The 16,922-nt window shown below is 57.8% G+C and carries 16 protein-coding genes; 7 read left to right on the forward strand and 9 right to left on the reverse strand.

The window, feature by feature from the left end:
• The first annotated feature begins 26 nt into the window (after window positions 1–26).
• Window positions 27–1,040: a GTP 3',8-cyclase MoaA gene (moaA, locus tag IMCC12053_RS11935; RefSeq protein ID WP_062219342.1), complete on the forward strand. Its 1,014-nt coding sequence runs from the start codon at window positions 27–29 to the stop codon at window positions 1,038–1,040.
• A gap of 17 nt (window positions 1,041–1,057) precedes the next feature.
• Here the strand turns inward: moaA and IMCC12053_RS11940 are convergent, their stop codons facing one another.
• Window positions 1,058–2,218, reverse strand: a complete 1,161-nt coding sequence (locus IMCC12053_RS11940) for a M20 aminoacylase family protein (RefSeq protein WP_062219344.1) — start codon at window positions 2,216–2,218, stop codon at window positions 1,058–1,060.
• Window positions 2,219–2,658: 440 nt separating this feature from the next.
• Between IMCC12053_RS11940 and IMCC12053_RS11945 the strand changes: the two genes are divergently transcribed.
• Entirely contained in the window at window positions 2,659–3,723 is a 1,065-nt protein-coding gene (locus IMCC12053_RS11945) for a YeeE/YedE family protein (protein WP_062219346.1), read from the forward strand.
• On the opposite strand, the gene IMCC12053_RS11950 is transcribed toward IMCC12053_RS11945, so the two are convergent.
• From IMCC12053_RS11950 to IMCC12053_RS11975, 6 genes are all read right to left on the reverse strand, one after another.
• Window positions 3,656–4,960, reverse strand: coding sequence for a DUF3422 family protein (locus IMCC12053_RS11950; protein WP_062219348.1), 1,305 nt, complete (start codon window positions 4,958–4,960; stop codon window positions 3,656–3,658). The genes IMCC12053_RS11945 and IMCC12053_RS11950 overlap by 68 nt on opposite strands.
• A gap of 145 nt (window positions 4,961–5,105) precedes the next feature.
• On the reverse strand, window positions 5,106–5,519 hold the full coding sequence (locus tag IMCC12053_RS11955) for a thioredoxin family protein (protein ID WP_062219350.1): 414 nt from the start codon (window positions 5,517–5,519) through the stop codon (window positions 5,106–5,108).
• A 19-nt stretch (window positions 5,520–5,538) separates the two neighbouring features.
• Entirely contained in the window at window positions 5,539–6,255 is a 717-nt protein-coding gene (locus IMCC12053_RS11960; protein ID WP_062219352.1) for a cytochrome c biogenesis CcdA family protein, read from the reverse strand.
• 150 nt (window positions 6,256–6,405) lie between these two features.
• Window positions 6,406–7,881 (reverse strand): NAD(P)(+) transhydrogenase (Re/Si-specific) subunit beta, encoded by a 1,476-nt coding sequence (locus tag IMCC12053_RS11965; protein ID WP_062219354.1) that lies wholly within the window; start codon window positions 7,879–7,881, stop codon window positions 6,406–6,408.
• 13 nt (window positions 7,882–7,894) lie between these two features.
• On the reverse strand, window positions 7,895–9,466 hold the full coding sequence (locus tag IMCC12053_RS11970) for a Re/Si-specific NAD(P)(+) transhydrogenase subunit alpha (RefSeq protein WP_062219356.1): 1,572 nt from the start codon (window positions 9,464–9,466) through the stop codon (window positions 7,895–7,897).
• Between the two features lie 111 nt (window positions 9,467–9,577).
• A complete protein-coding gene (locus IMCC12053_RS11975; RefSeq protein ID WP_062219358.1) occupies window positions 9,578–10,036 on the reverse strand; it encodes a methyltransferase family protein in 459 nt (152 codons plus the stop codon).
• A 45-nt stretch (window positions 10,037–10,081) separates the two neighbouring features.
• On the opposite strand from IMCC12053_RS11975, the gene IMCC12053_RS11980 reads away from it, so the two are divergent.
• Window positions 10,082–10,546 (forward strand): GNAT family N-acetyltransferase, encoded by a 465-nt coding sequence (locus IMCC12053_RS11980; protein ID WP_062219363.1) that lies wholly within the window; start codon window positions 10,082–10,084, stop codon window positions 10,544–10,546.
• On the opposite strand, the gene IMCC12053_RS11985 is transcribed toward IMCC12053_RS11980, so the two are convergent.
• On the reverse strand, window positions 10,543–11,316 hold the full coding sequence (locus IMCC12053_RS11985) for a gamma-glutamyl-gamma-aminobutyrate hydrolase family protein (RefSeq protein ID WP_062219365.1): 774 nt from the start codon (window positions 11,314–11,316) through the stop codon (window positions 10,543–10,545). The genes IMCC12053_RS11980 and IMCC12053_RS11985 overlap by 4 nt on opposite strands.
• Window positions 11,317–11,547: 231 nt before the next feature.
• Between IMCC12053_RS11985 and pepN the strand changes: the two genes are divergently transcribed.
• From pepN to IMCC12053_RS12005, 4 genes are all read left to right on the forward strand, one after another.
• Window positions 11,548–14,109: an aminopeptidase N gene (gene pepN, locus IMCC12053_RS11990; RefSeq protein WP_062219367.1), complete on the forward strand. Its 2,562-nt coding sequence runs from the start codon at window positions 11,548–11,550 to the stop codon at window positions 14,107–14,109.
• Window positions 14,106–15,146 carry an NAD(P)-dependent alcohol dehydrogenase gene (locus IMCC12053_RS11995; protein WP_062219369.1) on the forward strand — a complete coding sequence of 347 codons (1,041 nt, stop codon included), beginning with the start codon at window positions 14,106–14,108 and terminating at the stop codon, window positions 15,144–15,146. The genes pepN and IMCC12053_RS11995 overlap by 4 nt, the downstream gene beginning before the upstream one ends.
• 236 nt (window positions 15,147–15,382) lie before the next feature.
• The gene (locus IMCC12053_RS12000) at window positions 15,383–15,841 is read left to right on the forward strand and encodes a c-type cytochrome (RefSeq protein WP_062221283.1); all 459 of its coding nucleotides are present in this window, start codon (window positions 15,383–15,385) and stop codon (window positions 15,839–15,841) included.
• Between the two features lie 24 nt (window positions 15,842–15,865).
• Window positions 15,866–16,468: a cytochrome b/b6 domain-containing protein gene (locus IMCC12053_RS12005; RefSeq protein WP_062219371.1), complete on the forward strand. Its 603-nt coding sequence runs from the start codon at window positions 15,866–15,868 to the stop codon at window positions 16,466–16,468.
• 3 nt (window positions 16,469–16,471) lie between these two features.
• On the opposite strand, the gene IMCC12053_RS12010 is transcribed toward IMCC12053_RS12005, so the two are convergent.
• Entirely contained in the window at window positions 16,472–16,918 is a 447-nt protein-coding gene (locus tag IMCC12053_RS12010) for an Lrp/AsnC family transcriptional regulator (protein WP_082389144.1), read from the reverse strand.
• Window positions 16,919–16,922: the final 4 nt, after the last annotated feature.

Here is a 16,922-nt window from a genome sequence, read left to right on the forward strand (position 1 = left end):
GCCACATGACCGCATAGGCTAATTTCATGACAGATGCCCCTCGCCTCATTGACCCGTTTGCCCGCGCGATCACCTATCTACGGGTGTCGGTGACGGATCGCTGTGATTTTCGTTGTGTCTACTGCATGGCCGAAAACATGACGTTCCTACCTAAGAAAGAGCTGCTCACCCTCGAAGAGTTGGACCGCATGTGTTCGACCTTCATCGGGCTTGGCGTGCAAAAGCTGCGGATCACAGGCGGAGAGCCTTTGGTGCGCCGTGGGATCATGACGTTTTTCAATGCGATGACGCGTCACCTCGACAGCGGTGCGCTCAAGGAATTGACTGTGACCACAAACGGCTCGCAATTGGCGCGGTATGCGGGTGATCTTTACGCGGCGGGTGTTCGCCGGATCAATGTGTCGCTCGACACGCTCGATCCCGATAAATTCGCGCGTGTGACGCGGTGGGGCAAATTAGACCAAGTGCTCAAAGGCATTGAGGCCGCCCGCAACGCGGGCCTGCGCGTCAAAATCAACGCAGTGGCCCTCAAAGGCTTCAACGAGGACGAGCTATTTACCCTAACACAATGGTGTGCGCGCGAAGATATGGACCTGACCTTTATCGAAGTGATGCCTATGGGTGATCTGGGCAACGAGGACCGTGTGGGCCAATACTGGTCGCTTGAGGATCTGCGCGGTGATCTGCGCACCCGCTATACTCTGACGGATTTGGCCGAAAAAACGGGTGGCCCCGCGCGCTATGTGCGCCTTGAGGAAACCGGCCAAAAGATCGGTTTCATCACGCCACTAAGCCACAATTTTTGCGAAAGCTGCAATCGCGTACGCATGACCTGTACGGGTGAGTTGTTTATGTGTTTGGGCCAAGAGGACAACGCCTCCTTGCGCGATATCATGCGCGACAGCGGCGATGATAACGCACCGCTCATTCGCGCCATTGAGGCCGCGATTGCCCGCAAACCCAAAGGGCATGATTTTGATTACTCACGCCAAAAGGCAGACGGTCAGGTGTCGCGGCATATGTCGCACACAGGCGGGTGACATCCGCCGCCAAGCCGTCAGGCGCTCAGACGGCTCTCGACCATTTCAACATACCATGACGAGCCCGCAGGGATGGCCTCATCGTTGAAGTTGAATTTGGGGTGATGCACGGGCGCACTATCGCCGTTGCCAATCAAAATATACGCGCCGGGGCGTTCTTCCAACATATAGGCGAAATCCTCACCGCCCATTATCAACGGCGAGTGCGCACAGCTGCCCGAGATCTTTGTGGCCGCTTCAATCGCGTATTCTGTTTCGCGCGCGTGGTTCACCATTACAGGGTAGCCAAGTTGATAATCCACAGTGGCCACCGCCCCAAAGCTGGCGGCAATACCCGTGGCGATGGTCGTAATGCGCTCGGCGACATCCTTACGAATAGCCGCGTCAAGTGTGCGCGCCGTGCCGCGCAATACAACGCGTTGCGGCAGCACGTTATACGCCGTTGACGAGGTTTCAAATGAGGTGACGGAGACGACAACCTGTTCGGTCGGATCAATGTTGCGCGATGCAATAGTTTGCAGTGCGATCACCAAATGTGACGCCACCACAGTGCTATCAATCGCCTCGTGCGGCTTGGCCGCATGCCCGCCCTTGCCCTCTATCGTAATTTCAAACTCATCGGTTGCAGCAAAGAACGGACCAGAGCGAATGGCAAAGGTGCCGACATCATGACCGGGCCAATTGTGCATGCCATACACCTCGTCGATGCCAAAGCGGTCCATCATACCCTCTTCGCACATCACGCGGCCACCACCACCGCCCTCTTCGGCGGGTTGGAAGATCACCACGGCGGTGCCGTCAAAATTGCGGGTCTCCGCTAAATATTTGGCCGCGCCAAGCAACATGGATGTGTGTCCGTCATGACCACACGCATGCATGACACCGGGCGTTTGCGAGGCGTAGTCCACACCGGTATCTTCCATAATCGGCAGCGCATCCATATCGGCACGCAGCCCAACAGTGCGCCCTGAGGCCGCCGACTTGCCTTTGATCACGCCCACAACGCCCGTGCGCCCAAGTCCCTCGACAACCTCGTCACACCCAAACGCCCGCAACAGGTCCGCGACTTTGGCGGCGGTTCTGTGCACCTCGAACATCAACTCCGGATGGGTATGGATGTCATGACGCCATTCGGTGATTTCTGGCAACATTTGCGCAAGGCGGTTTTTGACGGGCATAGTGCGTGGCTCCTAGGTGTGATCGTTTGGTCAGGCGCGTACGACGAGTGAACGCGCCGACAACACACGGCGCAAGCGTGGCATGTGCGCGCAGTATGTCATGGTTCAAACTGGGCCGACAGTCACCTCTCGTCAAGCACACATGCCCGAATACCGACCACATGTTTTCTTGTCCGCCAGCGTGAGAGCCGCCGCGATGAGGCGCGCGCAAAGATCCATCCACGCACATATTCAAATAAGACCAAAAGTACGGCCCAAATCCATCCCCGCTTTGCATTTGTTTTGCGTGGACGCCACGCCACGCGAATTCGGTTCTCGAGGCCTGCGACATATAGAACAACGTTCCAAAAACTGCGCCAAAATGGCGGTCAGACCCGCTTGATCAGAGTGGTTTCTCTCGCGTAAGAGGAACAAAATCCCACGTCAGAGGAAAAACGCACATGTACGAACAGCTTGGACTTGATATATCTCCCCGTCAGGCCTCAATCCTATTGGGCCTGTTGATCGGCCTCGCTTTTGGCGCACTGGCCGAAGTGTCGCGGTTTTGCTTTCGTCGCGCCGTTGCTGGCCCAGTATCCGAACGCAAATCTGCGGCGGGTGTTTGGCTTGGCGGTCTCGCCACGGCCATGGTCGGCACCCAAATCGCCGTGGCCCAAGGGTTAATCACGTTTGAGGACCACCGCTTTATGGTCGCCGACATGCCAATTTTGGCCATCATTGTCGGTGGCTTGATCTTTGGCGCGGGCATGGTTTTGACCCGCGGCTGTGTGGCACGCTTGACGGTTTTGGCAGGCACAGGCAACCTGCGCGCCGTCCTCGTGCTCTTGGCGTTTGCCGTGATTGCCCATGCAACCCTCAAGGGCGTTTTGACCCCGATCCGCACCGCGCTGTCGAGCGTCACCGTGCCGCTGACCAATGGTGCTCTTCCGGGATCACCGTTGATCTGGACCGTTTTGATTGCGGGCGCTGCGGGTCTTTTGGCGCTGCGTCTGGCAGATAATCGTCGCACCCTCGCCCTTGGCGCGCTCATCGGCCTGTTGGTTCCTGCCGCATGGATCGGCACGGGCTATGTATTGTTCGACGAATTTGACCCTATCGCCCTTGAAAGCCTGTCATTCACCTCTCCCGCTACCGAAGTCCTGTTCTGGACAGTCGCCTCAAGTGCCATTCCCGCAGGGTTCGGCGTTGGACTATTTGGCGGCGTCATTGCGGGCGCAATGGTGCTCTCGCTCATCGCGGGTCGTTTTGAATGGCAAAGCTTCACCTCGCCCCAACAAACCGGTCGCTACCTTGCAGGGGCCGCACTGATGGGTGTGGGCGGCGTCTTGGCGGGTGGCTGTACCATCGGCGCCGGTCTATCGGGTGTGCCAACCTTGTCGGTCGCGGCCATTTTGGCCTTGATCTCCATCGGGACGGGCGGCGCATTGACCGCCCGCCTTATCCGAGATGGTGTTTCTTCAACCGACGCAGGCCAAGCCACATCGTCAGCACCACAAGCGGCGTAAGGATCGCAAGCGCCAATCCTTTGGACAGGCCAAGCGGTTCCAAAAACGGATAGACCGCATAGCCCGCAAGGCCCAAGGCGTAGTAGCTGATTGCGACAACCGACAACCCCTCAACCGTCTCTTGCAACCGCAATTGCAAATCTGCACGGCGATCCATCGACGACAACAATGCTTGGTTCTGCGCCTGTCGCGCCACGTCCACCTTTGTGCGCAACAAATCCGCCGCCCGCGCCGCGCGTTCGGCCACGCCGTCGAGCTGACGCTCGGCGGCTTTAACCGTGCGCATGGCAGGATCATAACGGCGCATCATAAACTCACTGAACAATTGCCGCCCGTGGAACCGCGTCTCGCGCAGCACTTCAATGCGCTGCGTCACAATCGCCTCATAGGCCCCCGTGGCCCCAAACCGGAAATTTGTCTGCGTGACCAAGGCCTCGATACGCGTGGACAGACGCAAGATATCGTCGAGCAGCGCATCCTCCATCCCCCCGTCTTTGCGCCCCTCGGGTGCATCATCCGACATTGCGGCCATCACGCGTGACAACTCCATTTCGATCTGCGCCAAATCGCCCACGACCTTGCGCGCTTGTACAAGACCCAGCATCGACATGGCTTTGTACGTCTCGATCTCACACAACCGCTGAACCACGCGGCCAATGCGCCGCTCCCCCGTGTCAGGGCGCGGAAACACCGCAAACCGCATATGGCCCGCTTCATCAATGCGAAAATCAGACGCCACGACAAGCGCCTCATCAAGGACATGTGCGGCTGCAAGGCTTTCGCGCTCGAACCATCCGTGCAGGCGCTCCAACATCGCGTCATGGTCCTCCACGGGCTCGATCCGAATGAGTGCGGAGGTGATCCGCTGTCCCGGTGCGGCGTCAAGCCAGTCCTGCGGAAAGATATCAAACGTGCCTTTGTCATAGGCGCGGTCCGCCACCCCTTCGGCAAAGACGGTGTAGGTCACAAACTCGGTATGGCTTTCCCATTTGAGATGGTATTTGCCAATCGGCCCCATGAAATGCGTGGCATCTGGTGCAGGATGCGCAGCGCCATACCGGTCCAACAGAGCGATGAGGTGCGCCCGGTCCAGACTGCGATCACGGCGCGCCGCATCGCCTTTGGCGCGGATCGCTAGATAGGCCGCGCGCCCTGCCCGCTCGACCGAGGGAAACGGGCGCGCGTGTAATTCGTTGGCCAATTCGTAGCGGCGTGGATGATCAATGAGGGGTGCCATGACGGGCCGCCTTTGGTGCGATTGCTTTTCGCCACCATAGAGGCCCGTCCTCGGATCACAAAGCCCGAATTGGACGTGATTTCAACGCCTTGAGGGAATACAATCGTATACTGGCAGAAACGTCACAACCTGACAGACCGCGCCCTTACATCCCCGCGGCATTCAATGCGGTGTCCATCAGCGCCTTAATCTCGTCGGTTTTCGTTTGTGCGACGATACGGCCAAGCTCCTGATCACCCTTCAAAACCACCAAAGTGGAGCGGCGCGGGATGTTCAAACCTTTGGTGAATGCATGACGCCCGTAATCGTCCCAATCGACATTCACAAAGGATATGTTTTGCTCATAGGCAGGATTTTCGGCCTTTAACTTGTCAATCACACGTCCTTGGGCGGCACAGGTCGAACACCAAGACGCCTTGAAATCAAGGAAAACAGTCTTGCCCGCAGCGAGTTCTTTGGCCACCAAACCCGGTGTGAATTCCATCGGCGCAGCGATGGAAGCCAATGGTGCGAGGGTCAATGTGGCGGCGGCAGTCAGGATAAAGTCACGGCGTTTCATGTGCGTTTCCTTTCGGGAATTAAAGCGAGACAGAGAGATCAATCAGCCATGCAGGCAGGGTTTGAACCGCCCATGCCTCAATGATGTGATGGATTTTGAACAAGATCATCAGACCCACAGCGAGGAACACCGCGCCAAGAATCGGACGGGATTTTTCGGCCAGACGGCGCATCAGCGCTTGACGGCGTTGAAGCGCGGAACGTGCGCCATAGGACAGTCCGAGAATGAGTGTCGACACACCCATCGCAAAGCCAACCATTATCAACGTGGCTTGGCCTAGCCCCTCGCCTTGGGACGCAAGGGCGATGGCTCCGCCAAGGGTCGGCCCGATACAGGGGCTCCACACTATGCCAAGCAACACCCCCGCAAAGAACTGACCCATAACAGGATCGGAGCGATCAACGCTATCGATGCGGGCATCGGCGCGGGCGGCGAACGATGATGTGGCGCGGGTGAACAACGCCGACAAACGCGGCACCAACAAAATGAGACCAAACACCACCATGAGGCCCGCGCCGATTTGGCTCAATCTGTCCTGATCAAGTCCAATCGAGTAGCCGATGGTGGTCACAAACAGACCAAACCCCACGAACGATACGCTCATCCCCGCCGCTAAAACCACAGGCCCAATGCGCCCTGCCTGTAAAGACGTGGCCAAAACGATTGGCAAGATCGGCAAAACGCAGGGGTTAATCAGCGTCAGCAATCCCGCGCCATATGCGAGTAAAATATCCATGTGCTCAATGTGGCTCAGGGCGCGCGCGCTGTCATCCAACGTTTCCCTGACGCTGCCTCACATGGGTGTCAGGCGGCTGTAACAATGCACTCCCACACAAAAGGGCGCCCCAAACGGGACGCCCTCTTTATCTGTTCACATATGTGTCGCTTAGTCGATTTTGGGCAACAACGCGTTGATGCTGTCTTTGGCATCGCCGTAGAACATGCGGGTGTTGTCTTTGTAGAACAACGGGTTCTCGATACCCGAATACCCTGTTCCTTGACCACGTTTGGACACGAACACCTGTTTCGCTTTCCAGACTTCCAACACGGGCATGCCCGCGATTGGGGAGTTTGGATCCTCTTGCGCCGCAGGGTTCACGATGTCGTTGGAGCCGATCACGATGACCACATCCGTATCAGGGAAGTCCTCGTTGATCTCGTCCATTTCCATCACGATGTCGTAGGGCACTTTGGCCTCTGCGAGCAGCACGTTCATGTGACCGGGCAAACGCCCCGCAACGGGGTGAATGGCAAACCGCACATTCTTACCCTTGCCGCGCAGCTTGTTTGTCAACTCGGACACTGCCGCCTGTGCTTGTGCCACGGCCATGCCGTAGCCCGGAACGATGATGACACTATCCGCTTCATTCAAAGCAGAGGCCACACCATCGGCGTCGATTGCGATTTGCTCGCCCTCGACTTCCATCTGTGGACCCGTGGTGCCGCCAAAGCCGCCCAAGATCACCGACACGAAAGAGCGGTTCATCGCCTTACACATGATGTACGACAAGATCGCACCAGACGAGCCGACAAGCGCGCCAACCACGATCAAGAGATCGTTGCCGAGCGAGAAGCCGATCGCGGCCGCTGCCCACCCCGAGTAGGAGTTGAGCATGGACACAACAACGGGCATATCCGCGCCGCCGATCCCCATGATGAGGTGATAGCCGATAAACAGCGCGGCCAATGTCATCACGAACAACGGGAAGAACCCGCCGGAGTTCACGTACCACAGCAATGTGAGGACGGAGAGCGCAGCCGCGCCCGCGTTGAGCATATGACCACCGGGAAGCTTTGCCGCGTTGGAGGACAGCTTGCCCGCCAATTTGCCATACGCCACCACCGAGCCTGTGAACGTCACCGCACCGATAAAAATGCCGAGGAACAATTCAACCCGCAAGATGTTCAGCTCGACAGGAGCCTTGTGCGCGATGAGTGCGGCAAAGGTGCCAAGGTGCTGATCGTGCATCCACGATTGGAACCCCGCCTCGGTGAGACCCGCAGGCGCAGAGGCGATAAGGCGCGCCACGTTGCCCATCTCGAAATGCGCGATAAAGCCGACGAACACCGCCGCCAAACCGACGAGCGAGTGCATGGCGGCCACGAGTTGCGGCATTTCAGTCATCTGGACGCGTGTGGCGACCATATAGCCGATAGCACCGCCGCCCGCGATCAAGACGAGCGACAGGAACCAAAGCCCCGCACCCGGTCCGATGATGGTTGCGAACACGGCCAACGCCATGCCGACAATACCGTACCATACAGCGCGTTTTGCGCTTTCTTGTCCCGACAAGCCCCCCAAGGAGAGGATGAAGAGGACGGCTGCGACCACATAGGCCGCTGTTGTAAATCCGAATTCCATTGTCCTGAACTCCTTACGATTTCTGGAACATGGCAAGCATGCGCCGTGTGACGAGGAAACCGCCGAAAATGTTGATCCCTGCCATGAACACCGACAAGGCGGCGAGCAAGATCACAAGGAACGAGCTAGACCCAATCTGCATCAATGCACCCAAAATGATGATCGACGAGATTGCGTTGGTCACAGCCATCAGGGGCGTGTGCAGCGAATGCGACACGTTCCAAATCACTTGGAACCCGATAAACACCGACAACACAAACACGATAAAGTGCTGCATGAACGACGCAGGTGCCACAAGACCGACAGACAGCAAAAGCGCGGCCCCAACGGCAATCAGTGTCACTTGCTGTTTGGTCTGTGCCTTGAATGCAGCCACTTCAGCGGCGCGTTTTTCCTCGGCCGTGAGCACCGGCGCGACCTCTTTGGGCTTGGCTGCAATCGCGGCCACTTTGGGTGGCGGTGGCGGGAATGTAATCTCGCCCTCATGGGTCACAGTCGCCCCACGGATCACGTCATCTTCCATGTTATGGTTGATCTGGCCGTCTTTGTCTGGGGTCAGGTCGGTCATCATGTGACGGATGTTGGTCGAATAGAGCATCGACGCCTGTGTCGCCATGCGAGACGGGAAATCGGTGTAGCCCACAATGGTCACGCCATTGTCGGTCACGATTTTCTCGTCCATCACGGTCAGCTTACAGTTGCCGCCCTTTTCCGCCGCAAGATCCACAACAACGGAGCCGGGTTTCATGGCCTTCACCATATCCTCGGTCCAAAGCTCGGGGGCTTCGCGGTTGGGGATCAGCGCCGTGGTGATAACAATATCCACCTCGGGGGCCAGTTCGAGGAACTTGGCAAGTTGGGCTGCGCGGAACTCTGGGCTAGACACAGAAGCGTAACCGCCCGTGGCCGCACCATCTTGTTGTTCCTCTTCGAAATCGAGGTAGACGAACTGCGCGCCCATGCTCTCGACCTGCTCGGCCACTTCGGGGCGTACGTCGAATGCATAGGTGATCGCACCAAGAGACGTCGATGTCCCGATCGCGGCAAGACCCGCAACGCCGGCGCCCACAACGAGCACTTTGGCAGGGGGCACTTTGCCCGCGGCCGTAATCTGACCAGTAAAGAACCGGCCAAAGTTATTGCCCGCCTCGATCACAGCGCGGTAGCCCGCAATGTTGGCCATGGATGACAGGGCATCCATCTTTTGGGCACGCGAAATGCGCGGCACCATTTCCATCGCGATCACGTTGGCGCCCGATTTCTGGGCCGCCTCCATGCCCGTCTCGTTCCCCGCAGGGTTAAAGAAGGAAATCAGCGTCTGCTCTTTGCGCAAGCGTTTAAGCTCGGTCGCATCCGGCTGACGGACCTTGGCGACGATGTCGCTGGCCTTCCAAAGTGCGGCGGCGGTCTTTACGACCTCAACACCTGCCTCTTTGTAATCCGCGTCAGAAAACCCCGCGCGTTGACCCGCGCCAGTTTCCACAACAATATCGTAGCCAAGCTTTTGAATTTGCTTAGCGCTATCGGGCGTCAACGCGACTCGCGCTTCCCCCTCGAACACTTCCTTAGGAACACCGAATTTCACGTGCTAGTCCTTTTCCCCGGTCCAATGCGTTAGTCTGATCGTCTCGTTACATAAAAACACAGTCACTGCGCAACATTATTGCGCACTCAATCACCGTTCCGCGACAAGACGTCATATCCAACGGCGCGTTTTCTTTGCCCAAATCTCGTAGTCTTGTGCGAACGAGTCTTTGAGTTTTTGTTCTTCTTTGCGAATGAACCGCCACCAGATCACCGTCATAAAGACGGGGACCGAGAGCAGCCCAATTGTGCTGCCGTAAAGTAAGGAAAACCCAACAAGTGTAAAGGCATCTCCGAGGTAAATTGGATTGCGCGAATGCATAAAGACGCCATGCGTCACAAGGCGCGCCGGATAACGATGCGGAATGACCGTTGTTTTATGGCGCCACATCGTAAATGCGGCCACACACATTAATGCGACACCGATCCCGATGAATCCAAATGATAGCGCCAACACCAACGATGTTCGCGCTAACGGCTCGATCACATCTCCCGTCACATAGGCCAAAACCATGAATGCGACGAGCCAAACGGGCGGATAATCAAGGGTCAGTGTACGATGTTTTTCCATCACACCACTCTAGGCGTCCGCGCGCCAAGACGCTAGGACACAGATATGAAACTGCGCCCATTGACCACAGCTGACGCGGACGCCTGTTACGCGCTGTTCTACCGCACGGTGCGCGGCGGCACAGGCGCGTTTTACACCATCGACCAACAAGAGGCCTGGGCCCCCGATGCGCCACGCGCCGGCGATGACTGGCCCGCCCACCTCACACAAGGATTCGCAATTTGCGCGACCAAACACGACCGGATCGTGGGGTTTTTCACGATGGGCGCGGATGGCCACATCGACTTTGCATATGTGGCGTTGGAGGAGATGGGCAAAGGCACGGCAACCGCACTCTATGAGATGTGCGAATATACCGCCCGCGCCGCAGGCCTCACAGGTATGACCACAGAGGCCTCACACCTCGCACGCCGCTTTTTCACCAAACAAGGTTGGGTAACGGATGCCCGCCAAACTGTCATTCGCGACGGCGTTGGCATCGATAATTTTCGCATGTTCAAACTGCTTTAGGCAGGTTCGACCTGACGGTTGCGCTGCGCCGCAAATGCCCGTACCGCTGACCCGAAGGCCTCGAACAAGGGCCGCGATACCGGATCTTCGCCCGCGCGAAACTCGGGATGCCACTGCACCGACAATGTGAACCCCTTGGCCCCGTCAACATAAATCGCCTCGGGCGTGCCATCGGGGGCATGCCCGTCGATGACGATCCGCGCCCCCGCGTGTTTGATCCCCTGCCCGTGCAGAGTATTGGTCATCACCTCGTGCGCCCCCAGTAGTCGGGCAAACACACCGTCCGGCGTCAAATGCACAAGGTGGCGCAGCGCAAATTTCTCGTCCACCGTCCCGTCAGGCGGCATACGGTGATTCATCCGCCCCGGTAGGTCGCGAATCTCGGGATAGAGCGTTCCGCCCATCGCCACGTTCACCTCTTGGAACCCGCGACAAATCCCCAAAAACGGCTGGCCCGCCTCGACGCACGCGCGGATCAGGGGCAAGGTCACCGCATCACGGCACCGATCAAATGCACCGTGCGCCTCAGTCTCTGTCTCACCATATTCCTCGGGATGCACATTGGGCCGACCGCCCGTGAACAAGAACCCGTCACAACTCGCCATTAGCTCATCGACCGACACGAAATTGGGATGCGCAGGGATCAACAACGGCATACAGCCCGACACCTCCGCCACCGCCTCCGCATTCATCCGCCCCCCCGTGTAGGCCGGATAATCACCGTGCAGCAGGTCCGTATTCCCAATGATTCCAACAACCGGTCGCGCCATAAAAGCCTCCTTTGACACCTTGACCCTAATGACTTGGGCGGCGAGGAAAAGAGGCATTTGTGCAAGTGGGGGCATCGCGCACGCAAAAACGTAGCGACATCCCAGCGCGCGCCTGAAAATCACTCACATCACGTCTGCATTATTCATCCGCCCCACATGCGAGATCGTGTTGAACCCGCGCGCACCGCGCACTAACGTTTGCACCTCGCACGCACCCACGAAAGGTTCCCCATGACAGCCGCAGCATCCGAAACGATCTACCTCAAGGACTACACCGAGCCGCACCACTGGGTGCGTGACGTCCATCTCACGTTTCGCCTCGCGCCAAAGACCACGCGCGTGCTGTCGCGCATCACCTTTACACCCAATGACAACAACCGTGGCGATCTGGTTTTAAATGGCGAGGGACTGACCCTCATCACCGCCACCGTCGACGCGGCCATCGTCAACATGCAGATCACCGACACGGAGCTGCGCATTGCCGCCGCCGACCTGCCGCAAAAGCCGTTCGTGTTTGAGGCTGAGGTCGAAATCGCGCCCGAGGACAATACCGCCCTTGAGGGGCTGTATATGTCGAGCGGCATGTATTGCACCCAATGCGAGGCCGAGGGGTTTCGCAAAATCACCTATTACCCCGACCGCCCCGATGTCATGGCCACCTTTACCGTGCGCGTCGAAAGCGACATGCCCGTGATGCTGTCCAACGGCAACCCCGTGGCCATGGGCGCAGGATGGGCCGAGTGGCACGACCCGTGGCCCAAACCCGCCTATCTCTTTGCGCTTGTCGCGGGCGACCTGCTCAACCACGCGGGATCCTTCACCACCATGTCGGGCAAAGAGGTTGAATTGAACATCTATGTGCGCCGTGGCGACGAGGACAAATGCGCCTTTGGGATGCAGGCGCTCAAGGACTCGATGACATGGGATGAACAGGTGTATGGCCGTGAATACGACTTGGACATTTTCAACATTGTCGCTGTTGACGACTTCAACATGGGCGCGATGGAAAACAAGGGGCTGAACATTTTCAATTCGTCCTGTGTCCTCGCCTCGCAAGCCACCTCGACCGATGCGAATTTTGAACGCATCGAGGGCATCATCGCCCATGAGTATTTCCACAACTGGACAGGCAACCGCATCACCTGTCGCGACTGGTTCCAGCTGTGCCTCAAAGAAGGGCTAACGGTCTACCGTGATCAGATGTTCTCGGGCGATATGCGCAGCCACCCTGTTAAAAGGATTGAAGAAGTCTTGACCCTGCGCGCACGTCAGTTCCGCGAGGACAACGGCCCGTTGGCGCACCCCGTGCGCCCCGAAAGCTTTGTCGAGATCAACAATTTCTACACCGCCACCGTCTATGAAAAAGGCGCGGAAATCATCGGGATGCTGCGCCGTCTGGTCGGAGATGACGCCTACCGCAAGGGCTGTGATCTCTACTTTGAACGCCACGATGGTCAGGCCGTCACAATCGAGGATTGGCTCAAGGCGTTCGAGGACGCCACGGGGCGTGATCTTGCTCATTTCGCACATTGGTACGCCCAAGCGGGCACACCGCGTTTAAGTGTTTCCGAGGCGTGGGAGGACGGTACATTTACGCTGACCTTCACCCAATCGACCCCCGACACCCCCGGGCAGACCAACAAAGGCCCGCAACACATGCCCATCGCCGTGGGCCTCATCGGTCCCAATGGCGACGAGGTGGTGCCAACAACTGTATTGGAGCTGACCGAGGCCACGCAAAGTTTCACCTTTGACGGTGTGGGCGCACGTCCCATAGCGTCGATCCTGCGCGATTTCTCCGCGCCTGTGATTTTGGATCGCGACATGGACGCAGCCACCCGCGCGTTCCTGCTTGCCCATGACACCGACCCGTTCCAGAAATGGGAAATGGGGCGGATGCTATCGCGTGATACGCTTGTGGCCATGATCACCACGGGGGCCACCCCCGCCACCGACTACCTTGATGCAATCAAAACGGTGGTGACTGACGACACCCTTGACCCTGCGTTCCGCGCGTTGGTGTTGGGCCTGCCCTCACAAGACGACTTGGCGCAAACGCTTGTCGATACGGGTCACACCCCTGATCCGCAGAAAATCTATGACGCGCGCGAGGCGCTGCGCCATACGCTTGCCCGACATCTATCCGACGAGATGCCGACCCTTTTTTCGCGCCATGAAACACCCGTTTTCGTCCCCGATGCCGATGGGTCGGGAAAGCGGTCCTTGCGCCTCTCTATCCTCTCGCTCCTCACCCTTTTGGACGGTGGAACCGCCGCGCGAAACCTGTTTGCGCGCGCAGACAACATGACGGAACAAGCGGGCAGTCTTCAGGCGCTTCTGGCCGCAGGCCTTGGCACGGATGAGTTGCAAGCCTTTGAAACGCAATGGCAAAACGACCGCCTTGTGATGGACAAATGGTTCATGATGCAAGTGGCCTTTGCCAGCCCTGCCGATGCGGCGAGCGTGGCTGAAGGTCTGACACATCACCCTGCATTTACGATGAAAAACCCGAATCGCTTCCGCGCGGTCTTTGGCGCGCTGACCGCCAACCACGCAGGGTTCCACCACGAGAGTGGGGCCGCCTATGTGCTTTTGGCCAAGCAGTTGATCGCACTAGATAAATTGAACCCGCAAACCGCCGCGCGCATGTCAGGTGCCTTTGAGACATGGCGCCGCTATGACACGTCACGCCAAGCGAGCATTTGCTCACAGCTTGAACAAATGCTCTCCACACGCGGATTGTCCCGTGATACCACGGAGATGGTGACACGCATTCTGGGAGATAAATCATGACTCAACAACGCGCCGTTGTACTCGAAGAAAAAGGCAAACTCGCTATTCGCGACATCGACATTGGCCATGAGATGGGGCCAGATGATGTGCAAATCGCGATCAACACCGTGGGTGTCTGTGGGTCGGACGTGCATTTTTACACCCACGGGCGGATTGGCCCGTTTGTAGTAAACGCCCCCATGGTTTTGGGACACGAAGCGGCGGGAACGGTAACGGCCGTGGGGGCCAATGTCGCCCACCTCACCGTAGGGGATCGCGTGTGCATGGAGCCAGGCATTCCCAACCTCACCAGCCGCGCCTCCAAGCTTGGAATTTACAACGTCGATCCCGATGTCAGGTTCTGGGCCACCCCGCCCGTTCACGGCTGCCTGATCCCCTCGGTGGTGCATCCTGCCGCTTTTACATTTAAACTTCCTGATCACGTCAGCTTCGAAGAGGGCGCGATGGTGGAACCTTTCGCAATCGGTATGCAAGCCGCCGCAAAAGCCAAGATCACCCCCGGAGATGTGGCGGTTGTCATTGGTGCGGGGTCGATTGGCGTGATGACCGCATTGGCCGCCCTTGCGGGGGGATGCGCGCGGGTTCTAATCCATGACGTTGTCGCACAAAAGCTTGAAACAGCGGGACAATATGACGGAATTATTCCGCTGGACCCAACCCGATCAGCCGCGGAGCAAGTCCATGAAGCTACGGGGAATTGGGGCGCTGATGTCGTGTTCGAATGCGCGGGCCATCCGTCCGTTTATCCCACCTTGTTTGATGCCGCACGCCCCGGCGGCGCGGTCGTTTTTGTCGGTCTTCCTGTCGATAAATTCGACTTTGATCTGGTTGGGGCCATGGCCAAAGAGCTCCGGATGGAAACGGTATTTCGCTATGCCAATATCTTTGACCGCGCTGTGGAATTGATCGCATCAGGCAAGGTTGACCTTAAGCCTCTGATCTCGAAAACTTACGCATTTGAGCAGTCAATTGAGGCCTTTGACCGCGCTGTCGAGGCGCGGCCAACGGACATCAAAATCCAGATCAAATTTGCCTGACCTGACTGTCATCACGTCTACAAGGGGCATCTCATCGGATGCCCCTTTTTGCATGTGAGCGGCTCACGCCTGCCCGTCACTTGGGCATTCACGAGAAATTGACCGCAAATTCCGCCATCCGCACACACGAAGGGATGGTTTGTCACATTCAGTTCGCACAATATAATCCTCATAGTCGATGTAACGCGCGCACATCCACACGCTTACGAGTTCAAACCCAAAAGGACATTTTACACATGCGACACCTCCTACTCACGACCATCATCGCCGCAACCGCCGCCACGGGTGCCTTTGCCCAATCCGCCTCTGACGTGGCCAAGGCCCGCCGCGCATTCTACACGCTCGTCGGCTTTGAAATGGCCACCCTTGGCGGCATGGCACAGGGCAAAATCGACTATGATGCCGATGCCGCCTCCGCCGCCGCAAAAGACATCATGACCCTGACCGGCTACACCACCGCCGACCTATTCGCCCCCAATACATCCAATGACGACCTATTGGGAGAAACCCGCGCCAAGGCAGATATTTGGGCGGACATGGACGGGTTCAAAGAAAAAGGGATGGCGTTCTACCAAGCAGTGGTTGAGCTGAACGAGGTCGCGGGTGGAGGCCTTGAGGCCTTGCAACCCGCCGTTGGCAAACTTGGCGGCACCTGCAAAGCCTGCCACGATGACTACCGCGCCAAAGATTTTTAATCCGTAGCGATCAGGAGCGTCATGATGTCCGAACCTCTGAAAAAAACCTACGTGTGGGATCCCGTTGTGCGGGTTCTCCACTGGTCTCTCGTGATCGCGTTCGCGACCTCATGGGCTTTGGGAAAGTTCGGGCCGAACATTATGACGCTCCACTTTTACAGTGGATACACGCTTGCGGGCCTCGTTACTTTGCGGGTCATTTGGGGATTTGTCGGATATCGTACCGCGCGGTTTGCACACTTTGTCAAAGGGCCAAAACAGATCGTGGCCTACGCGCGCACCCTCCCGACCCAATCACCATCGCACAGCTACGGACACAACGCCGTGGGCGCGGTTTTTGTCGTCGGTGTTTTGATCGTATTGGCCCTACAAATCACCTCAGGCCTGCTTGCCGATCCAGAGGATTACATCAACACCGGACCATTGGCACAGTACGTCTCAATCGAGGTCGCGCGCAAAGCGCTCTCACTGCATGAGCCGCTCTCAGCCGTGTTGCTAATCATGGTGCTCGGCCACATCGGCGCGATCTTTTGGTACAAGAAACGCAAGGGCGAGAACCTGATCAAGCCGATGATCACGGGATATGCCAACCTTCCCGACAACGCCGTAAAATCAAATAAAAACTGATGATTAGAGAGGCCCCGCGCGGCGCTCCTCTGACAACAACACGTTCGCCTCGACATTGCCCACACCGGGCAGCGTCATGATACGCCGCCGCAAAACCCGTTCGAAATCCGGCAGATCGGTGGCGACCACACGTAGGCGATAATCATACACACCCAGCACGTGCTGCACCGTTTGCACCTCTGGGATCGCGGCCACAGCGCGCTCGAAATCCTCTAGGGAGACACGCCCCTTGGTGGCCAATTTGATCCCCAAAAATACGGTCACACTAAACCCCACCTTTTCCAGATCGAGATCAACGCGGCGCGCCCCGAACAACCCCGCATCGCGCAAACGTTTGATCCGCCGCCACGTTGCCGGTTGGCTCAACCCCAGATCACGGCCAAGCGCCCCCGCCGAACGCGTTGCATCCTCACATAAAGCCCGCGCCAAAACACGGTCGATATCATCCATAACA

Origin of the sequence: Celeribacter marinus (assembly GCF_001308265.1) — a bacterium.
Taxonomy (GTDB): Bacteria; Pseudomonadota; Alphaproteobacteria; order Rhodobacterales; family Rhodobacteraceae; genus Celeribacter; species Celeribacter marinus.